Raw genomic sequence first — 17,465 nt, forward strand, 5'->3', positions numbered from 1 at the left:
TAATGGATGTCTTACATGAATTAGGGCTGAGAGCGGTAAATGCCGGTGCCTGTTCCGGCCCTGGGGGATGGGTGGCTACCACTAGCGAGGGCCTGTTGGATTCGGTGAATCCTGCGACGGGACAGGTCCTTGCACAGGTGAATCGTAGCTCAGCCAGCGATTATGACGCCCTCGTTCAAGCATCCCAGCGGGCATTTCTAGAGTGGCGACAGGTTCCTGCTCCCAAGCGTGGTGAAGTGGTTCGGTTGATCGGAGAGGGGCTTCGCGCGAAAAAACATGCATTGGGCTCCTTGGTATCAATGGAGGTGGGAAAGATCAAGGCTGAGGGGGACGGTGAAGTGCAGGAGATGATTGATATGGCGGACTTTGCCGTGGGGCAATCCCGTATGTTGTATGGCATGACGATGCCCTCTGAGCGCGACAAGCATCGTATGTTTGAACAGTGGCATCCGCTGGGAGTGGTCGGAGTGATTACCGCCTTTAATTTTCCCGTCGCGGTGTGGGCGTGGAATGCGTTCCTTGCTGCCATTGCCGGTGATTCGGTGATCTGGAAGCCTTCTCCGAAGGCGCCTCTCTGTGCCCTGGCCGTTCAACAAATCTGTAATCAGGTCATGAAAGAACAGAGCGTTCCTGGAATTTTTTCCGTGTTCATTACCGATCAGGTAGAACTGGCCAAGACCATGGTCGCCGATGAGCGGTTGCCGCTCATTTCGTTCACCGGTTCTGTCCCAGTGGGGCGGAAAGTTGCCAAAGTTGTTGGGCAGCGTTTAGGGAGGAGCTTGTTGGAACTCAGCGGAAACAATGCGGTGATTGTGGACGAGACGGCAGATTTGGGACTGGCTATTCCGGCAATTGTGTTCGGAGCTGTGGGCACTGCCGGCCAGCGCTGCACGACGACCAGACGGGTGTTGGTGCAGGAGACTCGCTATGAAGAAGTTGTGCAACGTCTGCTCCATGCCTATCGGCAGGTGAAGATTGGAAATCCTTTAGATCCAGGGGTGTTGATGGGGCCGCTGATCGACGAACGGGCTTTGGAAGAGTATCGCATGACCCTTGAGGAAGTAGTTCAGGATGGCGGAGAGATCCTTTATGGCGGAAGAGTCCTTGAAGGCCCTGGGTTTTTTGTGGAGCCGACCATTGTGCGTGCGGAGAATCGATGGAAAGTCGTGCAGCGGGAAACCTTTGCGCCGATCGTCTATGTAATGCCATTCTCCACGCTGGATGAAGCTATTCTGCTTCAGAATCAGGTACCGCAGGGATTATCCTCTGCTCTCTTTACCTTACACGTTCGGCATGCCGAACAATTTTTATCCGGACAAGGGAGCGACTGTGGAATTGCGAATGTGAATGTCGGTACGTCCGGCGCCGAGATTGGTGGTGCGTTTGGAGGGGAGAAGGACACGGGCGGGGGGCGAGAGGCCGGCTCCGATGCGTGGAAGGCGTATGTGCGTCGGCAAACCAATACGATTAATTGGGGAACTGAATTGCCCCTGGCGCAAGGCATCGCATTTTCCAGGGACTAATCGGGAGGAAAAGTTATGAAGCAGGGGGTCGAACTCGAACAGGTCATCACTCGCTATATACACGACTATGTTGCCAGAAATCATGCAGCTGCCATGGTGAATCAGGCTTTGGAGGAGATTGGCATTGGTTTGTTTCCGGTGGTCGATCATATTACGATACGGACAGGGTCAATTGATCCACGCGCTGAGGAATTTCTGTTGTTGGGATATGCCTATGCTGAAACGCTGGAGTATGACGATTGGTGGGCCAAAGTCTATCGGGCTCCTGGGTGTCCCGCGTTATTTGTGGATCAGGCGTATGATGGTGAACGAGGGAAAACAAGTATTATTCCTGCTTGGGTGAAGCAATTTGGGGATCGAACATTACACCATATTGCGGTGCGGGTGGCGGATATTGAAGCTAGCATTCATCGGCTGACTGCCAAAGGGGTTATGTTTGCCGGACAGATTGTGGGCGAACGGGGAGGAGATTTACGGCAGATTTTTACGGTTCCCGAGCAGGTCAATGGGAATGCGTTCTCCGTCCTCGAACTTGCCGAGCGGCATAGGGGTTTCCAGGGATTTTCCCCACCACACGCAAATAGTCTGATGCAATCGACGGTGACCCGGTAAGATATATTTGGAGAAAATCGGAATGATCGGGCTGGCTATGCGTCGGCCGCTTCGAGAACACGTTTTGCATTTTTGGCTATAGCGCCTGGGTCTTTAGCCACGATCGCTGCAGCAAGCCCAACCGTGGCGGTGGCGACTTTGATGACTTCACCGACCTTTTCCAGTTTTTTGATTGCCCGCTTGGCTTTGCCCACCGAACTCTTAATGCTTTGGACATTGATCTCTGATTCTTCCAAAGCCAACCCCACGGCTTTCGTGGTCATGTCCGAGGAGGAGTTCAACAGCGACCATTCCTCGTCCTCTAAATCACGCCGTTGAGTCGGGGTAAGATTATTCCAATTGGCAAACCGGTAATTGCCTAGGTTGATCCCGAGATCACGGAATTGTTTGGATAACTCAAAGGCGTCTTCAGCGCTCAGGGGCATTACGGTCCTCACTTACAGGTTTTTAATGGTTTTCAGCAATGTTCGAAGGTCTTTAACCGAGTTTCCAACCTGTTGTAACACCTCTTTCTTGGTCAAATTTTGACGTTCTTCGAAAAGCCGTTGGTGTCCGTCAGAAATTTTGTCCAGGACCTTCCCGTAAATTTTGACAGCTTCAGACCGTTCATCCACCTGGGACATTCTAAATTCTTTCCATTCAGCTAATGCGGCTTTTCCTGCGGGATCTTGGGATTCCATGGTCAGGGTCATGTAATAATTTTGGATGGCGGCTTCTTCAGTTTGGAGATCTCCACCAAATCCGTCTGACACAATGCGGTGTAAGGATTCGAGAATTTGTTGAATCGGTGGATTGGCTTGTTCGATAAGATTCTGAAGTTGATCTTGTCGCCATCGTTTCACCGCCACAGTGGTCACGATGCCGGCTATTTTTTTGTAGGCCTCTGCCTCTTGTGGATTGGTGGCAGGCTGAGACTGTAGGGCTGCGGAGAGTTGCGTCAGTTCTTCGGTATTATCGACAACTTCATCAGCCGCCAGATGTCCTAGGGATTTCATATATGTCTCAATAATAGATTGGCGGAGGAGTAAAGCTGTTTTTTGTGTGGCACGGTCCTGCGCCATTACATCCAAATTGGCATGACGACTTTGGGGTTGATAGCGTTTTTGCCGGTTGGGAAATTCCAGGTACTCATCAACCAGGGTGGTGTACTGGGCGGATTCTGCGGACAGATTACCGAAATCTTGAATAGCTTTAAGGTTCGTCGTACAACCTTGCGTGAATGCGAGCAGGACCATCGCAGTGAGGATAATTGTGGTGGAGCGGAAGAGGGAGAGAGAAATGTGACGGGTCATCATCCGGCCTGTGGTCAATCCGATCTGGAGAAAAAGCTCCATGATTTGTCGGCCATGTCAGGGTTGAGTTGCAACCATAGGGGATTATCAAAAAAGTGTCAAGAGAAATTCACGTTTCTTATCTCAGAGTGAACATCAGATTAAAAACATTACGGCGGGATGAAATCGGAAATGACGAGCAGACCAAATCTCGACTCTGATGCCATAGAGCGATGGAGTCGTACAAGTCATTTGAACAGTGGCATTGGACCTGTCGATATTATGCGGCGAGCAGGTGATCCGTGGTCGCTTGACCGAAGAGATTGTAGAGGAAAATGCCTCGTTCCCCACAGATTGGGCTTCATCTCTATACACATCTCTAGAGGTATTGTGGGATGTTGATGAGGTCTTTATAGAATGGAAGGATCCTCACATATCCGTTTGGATATCAATTTCGCTGCTAAATCGTGACCCTTTTCATTCCAATGCCCTGCGCCAAGTTTCGTATTCGGGAACCCGTGAAAATGTACGTGATGTTGCTCCGCATATTGTTGAAAATCATATAACAGATTGAGCACGGGAAATCCCTCGTCTTCGCCAAGTTTTCTGAGCCGTTTCTCCGGGTAATCCAGTTTTTGGGCATGAAGGCGCTCCTGCAACAATAACTTACTTTCCTGGTCGATTTGATCAGGGCTTGTGGTGGTGACCAGAAAAAATTTTGCGCCATGCTCCAGGACTTCCTTATGCATTAATTTTAGAATGGCTTCGGTAATGTCCCATGCTTCACGATGAATCGGTGTCTGGGGTTGAGCATAGACAAAGTCTGCTAGACCAGTGTTGCTAGAGACGTTTTTGTGACTTTCCCCAATTTGTCGTGCCGCCAATACCCGGTTGGCTTGGTTGAGCAGTTCCAACGTACGAAAATTATGTACTCCCCAAAGCAGGAGTCGATATTTGAGGAGCGGTGGAGACCACTCTTGAAAATTGTACACTAGCTTCAATTCTCCCTGATCAAGATGAAAGTACGGACGAGGGATGTACTCTGGTTCGCGCAGCTCAGCGCGGGGAAAATTGTCTATGAGATCATTCCCGCTGAAAAACATGGTGAGCACAAGGTCGGGGTCATAGTCCCAACCACGGGAGCGCAGCGTGATTAATTCTTCTGCATTTCCATACCCTGGGACGCCAAAATTAATAATTTCTACATTGTGCGGGAGTAATCGCTCACATGATCGGAGCTGTTGTTCGACTTTTCTCCCGAAGGTGTCTTCCAGCATGACTTGCCTTGCCTCCGTATAGGAGTCTCCCAAGAGCAAAATCCGGTAAGTGTTTTTTGGCTTTTGAAGTGGATGTTCGACATCCCGAAATCCGGCTGAGTTAATTTTGATGTAGGCGTTTCCCTCACCATGAAACCACCCTTCCATTCCCGGTTCAAGAACTCGTCCTCTTTCAGGGTCAAACCCGTGAAATACCGGATAGGATATGTCCAATAGTCGAAGCCCAGCTTCTGCAATCAGGAAACCTCCAAAGACACCAATCAGCATTACCAGGCCAATTTTCGCGAAGTAATTGAAATTTTTATTCCTCACTGTTAGCCATTCTCCTCTATCAGGTCAGCGGCCTTGCTCATTTTTTCCCAAACGCGGAACATGCGCCGTATTTAATGATAAGTCCTCCGGGTATTGACCACGGGCATATTTCAAAGTGATCCTGACTCCCCGAAAAAGGTTACAACGGTTTTCGTTTCTGACGAACGGGAGAAGACACATTTTTCATGAAATGTCGGAGGTTAGATTTTGACCAAAGCGACGCTTCTCTTATGTGCCATGGACGTCCTCGACTACGGCATGTTTGTGCTCTCTAGGTTCAGATCGGTTTTTTACACGTTCGGCTTAAATGAAATAATGTTGAGCGATCAATGGGAAGTGAATTTCTGAGCAATCTTGTCGCTGAGCGAAAGAAGAGGTTCCTGTGAAATGAGATTGCGTTCCAAGATATTTTCGTATGCGGGTGATCCCATTCCGCAGCAAATAGAGTATTTTAGGACTTGGGATGGGGACGTTGAAAAAGGAAGACGGGCCTACCCCTTCATAGCGAGTGTGGGCAGTGAGCTTTTCCTGATTAACCGCACGAAATTGAATTGGTTTCAAAGGGGTAAATGGCGTCTCATGCAGGAGAGGGGACCGAAGGAAAGTTAGCCATGAATTTAAACGCGGTGCGGTTTAACTGGCTATTCAAGGGACCTTAATGTCGGGATGGCTTGGCGGCAGCCATGTGGGGGTAAACGGGTTTTAACGGATGAGATGCTAATAGGATCAAGCGAGTATTTGGCCTAGGCCAGACAGAGGGTTGTGAACGAGATAATTGGGTAGAAGGAATGATCCTATTTTAGCAGAGTTGGGCTTTGAGTCAGGAGCATGAGAACGTGTGGCCCGAGGTCTCGATGCCACCTGGGCCACAACCTTATGAAGGTAGCCTATTCCAGGACCGGATTCAGTGATGTGAGAACATGGCTTGAGGATAGCTCCTATCCCGGAGAAGATGTCAGTGTAGGATTATTTTTTTCGTGAATGGCATTGGCCCTCGTTTCCTGCGTGACTGCGTCCTCGGTTCGACCTATTTTTCGCAATAGGGTGGCGTAATTTCTAAGCGCTCGTTCCACCCGAAAATGATCTTTCCCCATGGTCTGTTCCGTGAGAGTGATGGTCTGTTGAAACAAGGGTTCGGCTTTATCATATTGTCCTGTTGTGACATACAGTAACGCTAAATTATTGAGAGGGCCGCTCAAGCTTGAATGTTCGGGCCCTTCTGCCTGTTCAATAATGGCAATGGCGCGTTGGATTAAGAGGATGGCTTGCTCAGGTTGGTCTTGTAGTCTGTGGATTTCTCCCAATTGATTGAGAATGATGGCCACCCGGGGATGGTCCTTGCCAAACCCCTCTTCGCTAATAGTCAGCATTCTTTCTAACACAGGTGTCGCTTGTGAAAATTGCTTAGCCGTACTATAGAGAAGCGCCAGATTGTTCAAGCTGCCGAGGAGATGGGGGTTGGTGGGGCCAATTTGCTTCTCTTTGATGGCTAAAGCCCGGAGTAATAACGCCTCTGCCTGGGCATACTGTTCCTGGGCGCGATGTAGGAGTGCAAGATTATTGAGTGGTTCAACGAGTTCGGGCGCATCCGGTCCTTTAGTTCTTTCCTTGCTGTCCAGAATGCGCTTTAAATATGATTCGGCCTCGGCATAGTGGGATTGCCGGACAAACAGTGCGGCCAGGTTCTCTAGGTCACGGATCACCTCCGGGTTATCAGGACCCAGTGCCTGTTCCCGAACGGCCAAAGCTCGTTCAAATGAGGATTGAGCCTGGTCGAACTTTTGTTGGGTGACATACAACGCACCAAGATTACTGAGGCTTGCTGCTAACTCGGCTGTCTGAGAGTTTGGTCCTTCTTTATGAATGTCCACAGCTTTTAAAAGCAGGGTTTCAGCCTGTTTGGGCTCGCCTTTCGCATTGTGCAGAATCGCAAGGTTGGTGATGGATTGGATGAGGCGAGGGTCTTGGCCTTCGAACTGTTCTGCCAGTTCAAGAGCGGTCTTAAGCTCCTGCTCAGCTTCCGGGAACTTTCCCTGTTCCATGAGGGTCGTGCCTTGTTCCGTGTGGAGCTGCCAGGGCGTTTTGTCTTCGCTGCACCCGACGAGGGTGATGGCGAACAGGGTGAGGGTCAGGGAGCGGAGAATATGTGAGGGCCAAGAGAGAAGCATCATGAGATGGGGTGTGTCCTTTGGTTTTGAGTGAGCAAGCAAAAATTTTCAGAAGGTGATTGTACTGAAGGGCTCTGGGTCTTGCCAAACCGAGTGTTTCCGGTTGAAGTTATGATTGAGGATCACCAAACAATGAGAGTTGTGCGGGGCTTGGCCGTCGAAACGTGGCAGGAATTGGTGTATCGGGACTGTCCTGAAACCCATGTTTTCGGTAGGCGGTCTCAAACAGTTGGGCAATGACATCCCACGTTCTCCCCTCGCCGACATGGCGTTTAAAAAAAATTCGTTCTCCGACCTGCCCTTCCCGAACCTCTTTGAGGCGGGCGAGGATTTTCTGGATGCGGTCGGGAAAATGGTGTGTCATCCGTTCAACAAACACCTCTTCTACGTTATCGTTCAGGCGAAGCAGGATATAGGTGGCATGTTGGGCCCCGGCCTCGCGGGCTTGAGATAGAATCTGGGGAATGTCGTGTTCATTGAGTCCTGGAATCACCGGGGCAATGGAGACCGCTGTGGAAATCCCGGCTTTGGACAAAAGTTCTAACGTCTCAAACCGTTTCGTAATTGAGGGGGCTTGTGGTTCAACTTTCCTCGCAATGTCATCTGAGGCAAATGGAATACTCATAAAAACACGCACCCAGGCCTTGTCACGCAGTTCCTGTAACACTTCAATATCTCGCACGATGAGGGCTGATTTCGTAATGAGTCCCACGGGATTCTGGAATTCTGCACAGACTTGGAGGCATGATCGAGTGAGTTGGTAAGTGGCCTCCAGGGGTTGGTATGGATCGGTATTGCCCGAAAAAACTATTAATTCGCCTTGCCAGGAAGGTTTGAGCAATGATTCTTGAAGTTTAGCCGGGGCATTCACCTTGACGACCAGCTTGGATTCGAAGTCCGTTCCGGATCCGAACCCCCAGTATTCGTGGGTAGGGCGTGCATAACAATAGGCGCAAGCATGAAAGCAGCCTCGATAGGGATTCACGCTCCATCGAAAGGGGAGGTCCGGGCTGGTATTGTGGCTGAGGATGGTCTTGACCCTTTCTTCGTAAATGTCCGGAGTCACGGGTGCGGCCGGCTCCAGGTGCTCCCGGACTTCAGGGACAAAAGGATTTTGGGGGTTTGAGATCGGTTTCATATCAGGTCAAAGAATTCGCTGGCTCCTCTTGTTCCCACTAGGTAAAAAGGGTAACCTTTCACGTCTGCTGTGTGCCACCTGGACATTCTGGTATAAATATATATGACACACCAGGCATTGTAGATGAAAACTACAGCTTTTTAACATAAAACTTGTTGCCCCCGTAGCTCAGTCGGATAGAGCAGCGGTTTCCTAAACCGCGGGCCGCACGTTCAATTCGTGTCGGGGGCACCAAATTTTTTCATACTCTGCAGGTCTTTCCGCAGCACATTTTTTACGCATTTTTCTGCCTTGTCCCGCCTACATTTCCTCTCACAGTGTTGGGTTTTTTAGGTTCAAATCAAGACCTACACGGAATGTTCTAACTTATTTATTCGGACATATTATGTAACCACTTGTACATTGGAAGTGGTTCTGCCCCAGATTTCTGCTTCGGGGTGTTCATAGCCCCGCTCACTTCTTTTTAATTTTTTTCTCTCAGCCTCGTTGCAGCCATGTGTGTGAATCACGCAATTGCAAGATTCTCGACTATTATTTAATTTTCATCCGCTATTCACCGATTGATAGTTTATTGAGCGGGTTCTGAATGCAAACCAGTGTGCTGATCAAGTTGAAAGTCAACAAAGGAAGTGGATTTAAGACGTACTGTGGCCTGTTTCGTCTATGAATTTGCCCGAATGATACCGTCATGGTCTTTGTGTCGATGAAGCGGTTAGAGCTTAACTTACAGGGGTGTGTGGAGAACTTTCACGGGGAATGAGGTGAGTTATGATGCAGAGTGTGTATCGTAGGAGTGTCCAGGTCTTCTTTCTGGTAACTGGTTTGTTGACTCTAAACCTTACCGGGTTGGCTTGTGCTGATTCAAACATGGGTTCAATATCCGAAGAGGCGAAACGAGCCGAAAGTCGTGCCGAAAAACGGGCATTAATTGTGATTGATGATTACATCATTGGTCCGGAAGACATTTTGGAAATCAGTGTTTGGCGCAATCCCGATTTGTCGAGAGAAGTGATGGTTCGACCCGATGGGAAAATTTCGTTGCCACTGATTGGGGATGTGAAAGCGGTGGGGCGCTCCACCTCTGAACTTCGCGATGACATTACGCAAAAACTCAAGTCCTATAAGGAAAATCCGACAGTGGCCATTGTGGTCAAGGCGGTGAATAGCTATTACTTTTATGTGCAAGGGGCCGTCGGAAAAATTGGAAAATTGCCTTTGTTAAGCCGAACGACTCTTATCCAGGCCATTACATTGGCGGGTGGAATGGCGCCTGATGCAGTGCGGAGTCGGATTACCATTTTTCGATTGGGAATGGATAACGAGGCACCTCAGAAATTAGTGGTCAGCTACGATGATATTATTTTGCGGGGGGCTGACAATGTGGAGTTAAAGCCCGGAGATACGATTGTCGTGCCTTCTGAGACCATGGTTCTGATTCCGTAAATACTCATTTTTTAGTTTGATTGAGGGCATATGAGGAATACCTTTCCATCCATAGGCAGCAAGGTGTGTATTCTCCTGATGGGTTTTCTGACCTGTATGGGGTGTTTAAAGCCTGACGTGGTTGTTTCACCAGGCCACCCTGAAGAGGGCTTTGTATTGGGTCCGGAAGATGTCATTGAAGTGATCGTCTGGAAAAACCCCGATTTGTCGAGGCAGGTGGTGATCCGGCCGGACGGAAAAATTTCTTTAGCCTTAATCGGTGATGTGGTAGCCAGCGGGTTGACGGCTGATCAGGTCGCCAAAAAAATTGCAGAAAAATTTAAGGCAGTAAAAGAAAATCCTTCGGTGTCTGTGAATGTGATCGAAGTCAATAGTTACTATGTCTTTATTGTTGGAGAAGTGGTGAAGCCAGGGAAATTGCCATTGAAATCCTATACGACGATCCTCCAGGCCATGTCTTTAGCCGGTGGATTTACCCAATTCGCTTCCCGAAATGACATCATTGTCGTTCGCACGGAAAAAGATGAAAAGGGGCATCTCATAGAAACACGTATCCCGCTTCGATATTCCGATCTTATTTCGGAGGATGGGGGAGTGTATAACATCACTCTCCGGTCGGGGGATACAGTCATCGTCCCGTAAATCAGGAAGCCGCTTAAAAACCGGATTGGCCAGGTAGATCCTGGGATCTCGCAATAGAAAGAATATCATGGGCTCCATGTCTGGTCCTACTGCAGCGCATAACAACACCGATCCTGCACTTATTGTCCAAAAATATCTCAAAGATTTTTGGGATTTGGCGGTTCGACGGAAGTGGTTGATTCTGAGTTTTGTCATATTGGGAATAGCCATTGGTGGAACTTTGGCTTGGCTGAAAGTGGATATGTATCGCTCGGAGACAGTCATTCTCATCGAACAACAAAAAATTCCTGAAAAATATGTCTCGTCCGTGGTCGGAGGCAGTACCGCCGACCGAGTGTCTACTATGACCCAGCAGGTGTTAAGCCGAACCAGTTTGCTGAAAATCATAGAAGAATTTCACTTATACTCTGACGATATAAAAGCCCGGGGGTATGAGGGGGTGATTGAGGCATTACGAACAAACATTCTGATTGAAACGAAGGGGAGTGGTGGGCAAATCGAGGCTTTTAACATATCGTTTGCGCACCGTGATCCGAAGGTGGCCATGAAAGTGACGGAAAGGTTGGCTTCTCAATATATCGATGAAAATATCAAGATTCGCGAACAATTTATTGAAGGGGCGATGGAGTTTTTGGACCAAGAGCTTATTTCGGCGAAAGAAGCCTTAGATCAAAAAGAAAAGGCCTTGTCGGAATATAGGATGAAGTATGTCGGGGAGTTGCCTGCCCAATTGGAGGCGAATTTTAGGACGCTCGATCGATTACAACTCGAAAAAACCCGGATTCAAGATTCCATGAATTCCATCAATACCCGGTTGGATCTGTTGGAAAAAACCATTTTGGATTATGAGGCAAATCCCGGAGCGGTCGCTAAAATCCCGGGATCCCTCCTTCCGGGGAAAACGGATCCCCTGACCCAGCGTTTACATGAGCTGACCCGTGAACTGGCGAAGTTGTCGAGTGAATACAAAGAATCCTATCCGGATATCATTTCCTTGAAGAAACAAATCAAAGATGCGGAGCAGCAACTGGCGAACCGCCCCATGGTGCGTGGAGGACAACAGACTCCTTCTGATCCCTATCTGGCCGAGCTGTTGAACACCAAGAAAGAATTAAATTCTCAACTCCCTCCGTTGAAATCACAGTTGGCCGATGTTTCCAAAAACATGAAAAACCTTGAGAAGCGCCTTGAGGACACGCCTCATCATGAACAGGCATTGCTTGCCCTTGAACGGGACTACGACAATATCCAGAGGCACTATCAACGCCTGCATGAAAATCGGATTAATGCCAGGATTTCTGAAAACCTAGATAAACGACAAAAGGGAGAGCGATTTCGTATTTTAGATCCGGCCAATTTGCCGACCAAGCCAGAGGGAAAGCCTCGGGAATTAATTGCGGTGGGTGGGTTTATTGTAGGGACCGGATTAGGCTTTGGACTCGCCTTTCTTTTGGATTTGTTATGGCCGACGTTCCGACGTTCGGAGGAAGCTGAAATATCTTTAGGGCTTGCCACCCTGGCCACCATACCCAGTTTTAAAATGGCTTACGGGAAATCGATGAAGATGGTGGCAAGTGAATTGGAAGCTCAGAATGGCTCCAATGGGAAGCACCTTGCATTGTCTCAGTGCGTCGATTCCCTGTTGAAAGGGAATGGTTCTGACACGGAAAAGGAGGAAACCGAAAGTGGGGCCTCTGGACACCGCCACAAAACCTTTCAGGAGGCGTTTCTCCCTCAGTTGAATTTAGTGACCAAATGGCGTCCTCAATCCATTGTGGCTGAGCAGTACCGGGTGGCCGCGACTCGGCTGGATCTTCTGGATCCCGGTGCTTCCAACCAGGTGGTGTTAATTACGAGTGCCATGAAGGGAGAGGGAAAAACCAGCACATCTGCGAATATCGCCTATACTCTGGCAAGGGATTTGAATGAGCCGACCCTCATCATTGATTGTGACTTTAAATGTCCGAATTTGCACAGGGTTCTAGGTTTAAATCAGGCGCCAGGTGTTGCAGAATATTTTTCCGGGACTAATCGGTTGTTGGAACCCTGTCTGCAAAAAATTCCTGATCTGCCGTTGTGGTGCATGACGGTGGGGGATGTTGGTCGGTATCCTGTTCCGCTTGCCAAGTTGCAAAATCTCTCTTCTATGTTAGAGATGATGACATCACGTTACCGGTTTATTATTCTCGACGCCCCACCCGTGTTGCCATTGGCGGATGTGAATGTCTTAAGCGGATTGGCTCAAGTCGTGTTGATGGTCGTTCGGTCCGGGGTCACCCCAAAGGATGCGGTGCAAAAAGCTGCTGAAATGATTCATCATGCAGGCCCCACAAGACTCGTGTTGACCGATGCTTGGACGCAAGGTGTGCCTTACTATGTGCGGCAAAGTTACATTATTCCTTATTCCTTGGGTAGCAAGGGGTAGAGATAGATTGTGGGGAAGTAAAATTTCCACGATGGGTCGTAGGCTGAATGTGAGAGATCCGGTGTGCGACGGGTGATTTTTATTTTGACTTCATTCGGATTGCCTGCTTAGTCGTCTTCCAGTCTGTTGTTGGAGACGTTGAGGCATGTGCTAGGGCATGAGGCTGCTTAAATACCTACCACCGGGTGTGAGACAAAGCAGGGAGGCTCAATCCAATATCCAGCCAGGGCTTGACCGAGTATATTGAATGTGATGCTGATGAGGTGGACTCGCCTCGGATTGCTAAGGCTTTTTATGCGAAGTCAATGGAGGACGTATTTTTTTACATTGGCCCCAAAGCGGTGGCCCAAAAAACGTGTTCTCATTGTAGGGGATGGGGTTTTGGCCCAAGCCCTTGCGCGTGTCTTAGTGTTCGATCGATCCTACCGGTATGACGTCAAAGGGTTTTTGTCGAATAATCCTGCCTTGGTCGGAACTTCATTGGTCAATCCCATGGTTCTTGGGACGACCGAGCAGTTGTTTGAAGTCGTTGAAAAATGTGAAATAGAGACGGTTGCGGTCTGTGTAGAGGATCGTCGGGGAGGCTTGCCCCTGGATTCTCTTCTGGATGTAAAATCCATGGGCCTGGAGGTGATTGATGGACACCGCCTGTATGAAACTGAGTGTGGTCGCCTGTCGATTGATGAGCTCAAGCCCAGCTTTCTCATTTTTTCGTCAGGGTTCAGAAGAAAACCAATCGTTATGTTTCTTAAGCGTGTGGGGGATGTCCTCGGCGCGTTTCTGGGCCTGATTGCGTTAGCCCCCTTATTTGGTTTAATAGCCTTATTGGTAAAATCAGACTCTCCTGGACCGATCTTTTATCGCCAGACTCGAGTGGGACATCATGGGTATCCCTATGTCCTGTTGAAATTTCGTTCGATGCGAAATGATGCGGAGGCCCAAGGGATTCAGTGGGCGAGCCTGGGAGATGTGCGCGTGACGAAAACGGGGGCCTGGCTTCGAAAGCTTCGGTTGGATGAATTACCCCAATTGATTAATGTTTTAAAAGGGGATATGAGCTTGGTCGGCCCTCGACCTGAGCGTCCCCATTTTGTGCAGGAACTGCGCAAATCCATTCCCTACTATGACCTTCGACACACCGTTCGCCCAGGAATCTCAGGCTGGGCGCAGATCTGTTTCCAGTATGCGGGGTCGCTGGAGGATTCGCATGTTAAATTGCAATATGATCTCTATTATGTCAAAAATCTCTCGTTATGTTTGGACCTACGAATCCTGATGAGAACCATTGGTGTCATGTTTACGGGAGAGGGTGCGCGATAAGCGAAATTGACAAGGAGTTCGCTGGACTTTTTTAGAATGACTCCACGTGATCAGCCTCGGGCAGTATTTCGTAAGGCATAACGGGTGAGGCGTGAAGAGTGTAATGGTAGTCGAATCTCTTCCTGTCATGCAGCACAGGCTGTTCCGGGCATCCATCTTTTAGTTTTATGAAACACGTGAGAAGTGAGGGGTAAAGGGTGAGACAAATGTGTTGGAGTTCTACATCGTAGATTTTCTCTCTCCAGCGTCACTCAAAAATCCCCTCCTACTTCTCTTCCTCTATTCCTATCACCTCCCGCTTTTCTGCCTCATGCTTTCAAGTTCCCACAGTTGAATCGTGAAGGATCCCTCGCAGCGCCACTCGTTCATCTTCAACGGACTTCAGTGTACCCTCCGATAAACCGAAAGGGTCTGAAAATATGTTAAAGGATGGACATTCAGTATGATCCACGGGTTGAGCTTCGATATTGAAGAACATTTTCAGGTTGCTGCCTTTGATTGTGTGGCCCGCCGTCGCCATTGGGAGAGACATGAAAGCCGGGTAGAGCGTAACACTCATCTTATCCTGGATCTCCTGGAGAAGCAGGGGATTCATGCCACGATGTTTGTGCTGGGTTGGGTGGCCGAACGACACAAGGGGTTAATCAGGCGTATTGTGGAGTCGGGGCATGAATTGGCCTCTCATGGGTATGGGCACGAACTCATTACAGGGCAAACGCCTCAGGCGTTTCGGGAAGATATTCGCCAAGCCAAACATATTTTGGAAGATATTGGAGGGGTGCCCATCATCGGTTACCGTGCCCCGACCTTCTCGATTACGAAGGAATCGGAATGGGCCTTGCCGATTCTTGTAGAGGAAGGGTACCACTATGATTCCAGTATCATGGCCGTCGTGCACGATTACTATGGAATTCCTGGGGCCATCCCAACCATTCACACCATCTCCACCGATTCAGGGCCAATTTGGGAGGTGCCACCGTCAACCTGTAAATGGGCAGGGATGACCTTTCCGGTTGCAGGAGGCGGATATTTTCGTCTGTTTCCTTATCGGTTGCTCAAGCCACTCCTGCAGCGAATCGAATCACAGGGGCATCCGCTTATTATGTACCTCCATCCGTGGGAGCTGGACCCTACTCAACCCCGTATGAGGGGCTCCATGCTTTCAGAGTTTCGTCATTACTTGAATCTCGAAAAGGTTCATGGTCGTCTCATTCAACTCATTCAGGATTTTTCCTTCGGGCCGTATCGCAATCTCATTACCTCCTAATTCGGAGACGGTGCCTGTCAGGAAATCACGCGCATCCTCTATTTAATAATTTTTTTCGTGCTAAGGGGCATTAGTAGGGGACCTTTACATTTATTCCTCCAATTGTCTAACGCACCCATGTCCTTCCAATAGTAGGCCCACATCTTTATTGCAAATCTCCTTAAACCTTCTGAAGTGAGCCACAAATTAAGCCACCTCATCAGTTCTCGGGGGAAATGGTTGTTTCTCGTCGTGAACTGCAGTCAAGTCAGAAAGAATTTTTCATGGCCCAATATTGAGACTGAATTATTTTTGGACTTGTGGCTTATTTTTTCATCTTTTTGACCGATACATAACATTATGCACGGTTTTATCGGTTGTTTCCCTTGTATTGAGGTTGGGAGGCGACAGTGCCAGATTTTTGCAGGGCTTGGGGTAGTGTCTGTTTGACCAGATGAGGAGGATGTGATTTAGAACATGCGAAATCAAAACGTCTTTCGTCCAGGTATGGTTTTCCTTTGCTTGGCTATCGCTTACCCTTCGAGTCTCGTTTTAGCTGCTCTTACTCTGGAATCCTCCTTCAACCTTACTGAAACCTATACAGACAATCTATTTTATAATGATAAAGATAAAGAGGATGATTTTGGAACCTTAGCAGGCCCTAATCTTGAGCTGAGATATGACAATCCAGATATTGTGTTAGGTGCGACCTATTTCGGCAGGTTTGCGGCATTCGTCAACAATCCTGATCAAAATCGCTATATTCAAAACGCGAATATTCTGTTGGACCTCCCTTTCCTTACTAAACGATATAAGAAATTGACTGTGACTATTGATGAAACTATGAATTTTACTCCTCAATTAGATGCCTTCTCTTTGTCTGGAGCACAGGATGCTTCTACTACGTATTCTGGGAGAGGGGGAACTGATTCTGGAGGCACGGGAGGAACTGTGGGCGCCGCAGGAGGAGCTTTGGGGGGATCTGGAATTTCACAAGGAACCGGTGGCACCCAGGGAGTGTTTACTTCCCGAGCCAGTGCGTTTTCGAATATGTCCGGAATTACCGTAGGCTATGCCATGACGCCTTCGGTGACTCCGACTTTTAGCTACAAAAACCAGTACCTTCACTTTTTTTCCAGTGGTTTCCAGGATCAGTTGACACATATCGGAAGATTTGCATTGAGCTATGGGAAGTCTGAGCAAACCACGATCATCCCTTCCTATACCTATTTGCAAACAGACTATCTCGGCACACCGACCCAGGTCACCGTTTCGGATAAACTGATTTCTCACCAGCCTCGATTAACCATTTCCCATAACTTCACTCCGTTGTTGACAGGAGCTCTACAGGGCGGGGCCGCGTTTAGCAAGCAAATAGGTGCTAAAGAGACTCAGGATAATGGGGCAACCACCCAAGAGCTTTCTGATAAGTGGCAGAGCACATTTATTGGGGGGGCGACAATTACGAAAAGCTACCGAAACGGAAACATTTCCCTGAATGTGGATCAAACTATCGGGGGTGGTGGAGGGTTGGCCTCTCAAGAGACTCGCACACAAACCCTTACGGGAAGGATTCAACACAGCCTGAGCACAAAGTTAAATGGCTTTGCGTCTTTCGGTTACGCGAGGAACAAATCGACTCAAGACGGCAATGCCTTTGATACCAATACCTATCGGGTTCAGGGGGGAATCTCTTATGCCTTTCTGAACTGGCTTTCCGGCAATGTGAGCTACTCCCATATTAATCAGAAGTCCAAGGGCCTGGCGGTCGGTGATATTAAAGTCAATCAGGTCTTTTTTGGGTTGACGGCCTTTGCTGATCCTTGGGTGCTGATGCGATGAGGATGGGTCCAGAAAATGTTCAGAATTGGGACCAAAAAATCCTTTCGTTGCCAATCGCATCAAGCTTCATCCTGCCCGCACCATTCCTTATCCCATCAATATGCTCAATCGGTTGTCTGAATACAAATTCAGTGACCGCGCCTCTAACCGCGCCCGCCTGTGGATTTGGTCATCTTCTTCGTGACAAATCTTCAATTCGTCTCGCGAATTAACCGATAGATTTCTAAAAGTGTTGTCTGGGTAACT

Annotated in this window: 13 protein-coding genes and 1 tRNA gene; 9 read left to right on the forward strand and 5 right to left on the reverse strand. The window is 48.7% G+C overall.

Features of this window, described 5'->3' with window-relative positions; all coding sequences use genetic code 11:
* Positions 1–2: 2 nt before the first annotated feature.
* Together amaB and ACWHYD_RS05615 are read left to right on the forward strand one after the other, a co-directional pair.
* Entirely contained in the window at positions 3–1,523 is a 1,521-nt protein-coding gene (amaB, locus tag ACWHYD_RS05610) for an L-piperidine-6-carboxylate dehydrogenase (protein WP_447964929.1), read from the forward strand.
* A gap of 15 nt (positions 1,524–1,538) precedes the next feature.
* Complete coding sequence (locus tag ACWHYD_RS05615; protein ID WP_447964930.1) at positions 1,539–2,135, forward strand: VOC family protein; 597 nt, start codon at positions 1,539–1,541, stop codon at positions 2,133–2,135.
* Positions 2,136–2,170: 35 nt separating this feature from the next.
* Here ACWHYD_RS05615 and ACWHYD_RS05620 read toward each other — a convergent pair whose 3' ends face one another.
* From ACWHYD_RS05620 to ACWHYD_RS05640, 5 genes are all read right to left on the reverse strand, one after another.
* Positions 2,171–2,560 carry a hypothetical protein gene (locus tag ACWHYD_RS05620; RefSeq protein WP_447964931.1) on the reverse strand — a complete coding sequence of 130 codons (390 nt, stop codon included), beginning with the start codon at positions 2,558–2,560 and terminating at the stop codon, positions 2,171–2,173.
* Between the two features lie 12 nt (positions 2,561–2,572).
* Positions 2,573–3,469, reverse strand: coding sequence for a hypothetical protein (locus tag ACWHYD_RS05625; RefSeq protein WP_447964932.1), 897 nt, complete (start codon positions 3,467–3,469; stop codon positions 2,573–2,575).
* A gap of 347 nt (positions 3,470–3,816) precedes the next feature.
* Positions 3,817–4,995 carry an SGNH/GDSL hydrolase family protein gene (locus ACWHYD_RS05630; RefSeq protein WP_447964933.1) on the reverse strand — a complete coding sequence of 393 codons (1,179 nt, stop codon included), beginning with the start codon at positions 4,993–4,995 and terminating at the stop codon, positions 3,817–3,819.
* A gap of 938 nt (positions 4,996–5,933) precedes the next feature.
* Complete coding sequence (locus tag ACWHYD_RS05635; RefSeq protein WP_447964934.1) at positions 5,934–7,166, reverse strand: tetratricopeptide repeat protein; 1,233 nt, start codon at positions 7,164–7,166, stop codon at positions 5,934–5,936.
* Between the two features lie 106 nt (positions 7,167–7,272).
* Positions 7,273–8,301, reverse strand: a complete 1,029-nt coding sequence (locus ACWHYD_RS05640; RefSeq protein ID WP_447964935.1) for a PA0069 family radical SAM protein — start codon at positions 8,299–8,301, stop codon at positions 7,273–7,275.
* A gap of 157 nt (positions 8,302–8,458) precedes the next feature.
* On the opposite strand from ACWHYD_RS05640, the gene ACWHYD_RS05645 reads away from it, so the two are divergent.
* From ACWHYD_RS05645 to ACWHYD_RS05675, 7 genes are all read left to right on the forward strand, one after another.
* Positions 8,459–8,535, forward strand: a tRNA-Arg gene (locus ACWHYD_RS05645).
* A 534-nt stretch (positions 8,536–9,069) separates the two neighbouring features.
* Positions 9,070–9,744 (forward strand): polysaccharide biosynthesis/export family protein, encoded by a 675-nt coding sequence (locus tag ACWHYD_RS05650; RefSeq protein WP_447964936.1) that lies wholly within the window; start codon positions 9,070–9,072, stop codon positions 9,742–9,744.
* A 30-nt stretch (positions 9,745–9,774) separates the two neighbouring features.
* Positions 9,775–10,386 carry a polysaccharide biosynthesis/export family protein gene (locus ACWHYD_RS05655; RefSeq protein ID WP_447964937.1) on the forward strand — a complete coding sequence of 204 codons (612 nt, stop codon included), beginning with the start codon at positions 9,775–9,777 and terminating at the stop codon, positions 10,384–10,386.
* Positions 10,387–10,453: 67 nt separating this feature from the next.
* Positions 10,454–12,811: a GumC family protein gene (locus ACWHYD_RS05660; protein WP_447964938.1), complete on the forward strand. Its 2,358-nt coding sequence runs from the start codon at positions 10,454–10,456 to the stop codon at positions 12,809–12,811.
* 258 nt (positions 12,812–13,069) lie between these two features.
* Positions 13,070–14,131 carry a TIGR03013 family XrtA/PEP-CTERM system glycosyltransferase gene (locus ACWHYD_RS05665; protein ID WP_447964939.1) on the forward strand — a complete coding sequence of 354 codons (1,062 nt, stop codon included), beginning with the start codon at positions 13,070–13,072 and terminating at the stop codon, positions 14,129–14,131.
* Positions 14,132–14,573: 442 nt separating this feature from the next.
* Positions 14,574–15,398 (forward strand): XrtA system polysaccharide deacetylase, encoded by an 825-nt coding sequence (locus ACWHYD_RS05670; protein WP_447964940.1) that lies wholly within the window; start codon positions 14,574–14,576, stop codon positions 15,396–15,398.
* A 456-nt stretch (positions 15,399–15,854) separates the two neighbouring features.
* Positions 15,855–17,219, forward strand: a complete 1,365-nt coding sequence (locus tag ACWHYD_RS05675) for a hypothetical protein (RefSeq protein ID WP_447964941.1) — start codon at positions 15,855–15,857, stop codon at positions 17,217–17,219.
* Positions 17,220–17,465 lie beyond the last annotated feature (246 nt).

This window comes from Nitrospira sp. Ecomares 2.1 (assembly GCF_965152585.1).

Coding starts and splice junctions, on each gene's coding strand:
- amaB (WP_447964929.1), top strand. CDS start 3: ATGGATGTCTTACATGAATTAGGGCTGAGAGCGGTAAATGCCGGTGCC.
- ACWHYD_RS05615 (WP_447964930.1), top strand. CDS start 1,539: ATGAAGCAGGGGGTCGAACTCGAACAGGTCATCACTCGCTATATACAC.
- ACWHYD_RS05620 (WP_447964931.1), bottom strand. CDS start 2,560: ATGCCCCTGAGCGCTGAAGACGCCTTTGAGTTATCCAAACAATTCCGT.
- ACWHYD_RS05625 (WP_447964932.1), bottom strand. CDS start 3,469: ATGGAGCTTTTTCTCCAGATCGGATTGACCACAGGCCGGATGATGACC.
- ACWHYD_RS05635 (WP_447964934.1), bottom strand. CDS start 7,166: ATGATGCTTCTCTCTTGGCCCTCACATATTCTCCGCTCCCTGACCCTC.
- ACWHYD_RS05640 (WP_447964935.1), bottom strand. CDS start 8,301: ATGAAACCGATCTCAAACCCCCAAAATCCTTTTGTCCCTGAAGTCCGG.
- ACWHYD_RS05650 (WP_447964936.1), top strand. CDS start 9,070: ATGATGCAGAGTGTGTATCGTAGGAGTGTCCAGGTCTTCTTTCTGGTA.
- ACWHYD_RS05655 (WP_447964937.1), top strand. CDS start 9,775: ATGAGGAATACCTTTCCATCCATAGGCAGCAAGGTGTGTATTCTCCTG.
- ACWHYD_RS05660 (WP_447964938.1), top strand. CDS start 10,454: ATGGGCTCCATGTCTGGTCCTACTGCAGCGCATAACAACACCGATCCT.
- ACWHYD_RS05665 (WP_447964939.1), top strand. CDS start 13,070: ATGAGGTGGACTCGCCTCGGATTGCTAAGGCTTTTTATGCGAAGTCAA.
- ACWHYD_RS05670 (WP_447964940.1), top strand. CDS start 14,574: ATGATCCACGGGTTGAGCTTCGATATTGAAGAACATTTTCAGGTTGCT.
- ACWHYD_RS05675 (WP_447964941.1), top strand. CDS start 15,855: ATGCGAAATCAAAACGTCTTTCGTCCAGGTATGGTTTTCCTTTGCTTG.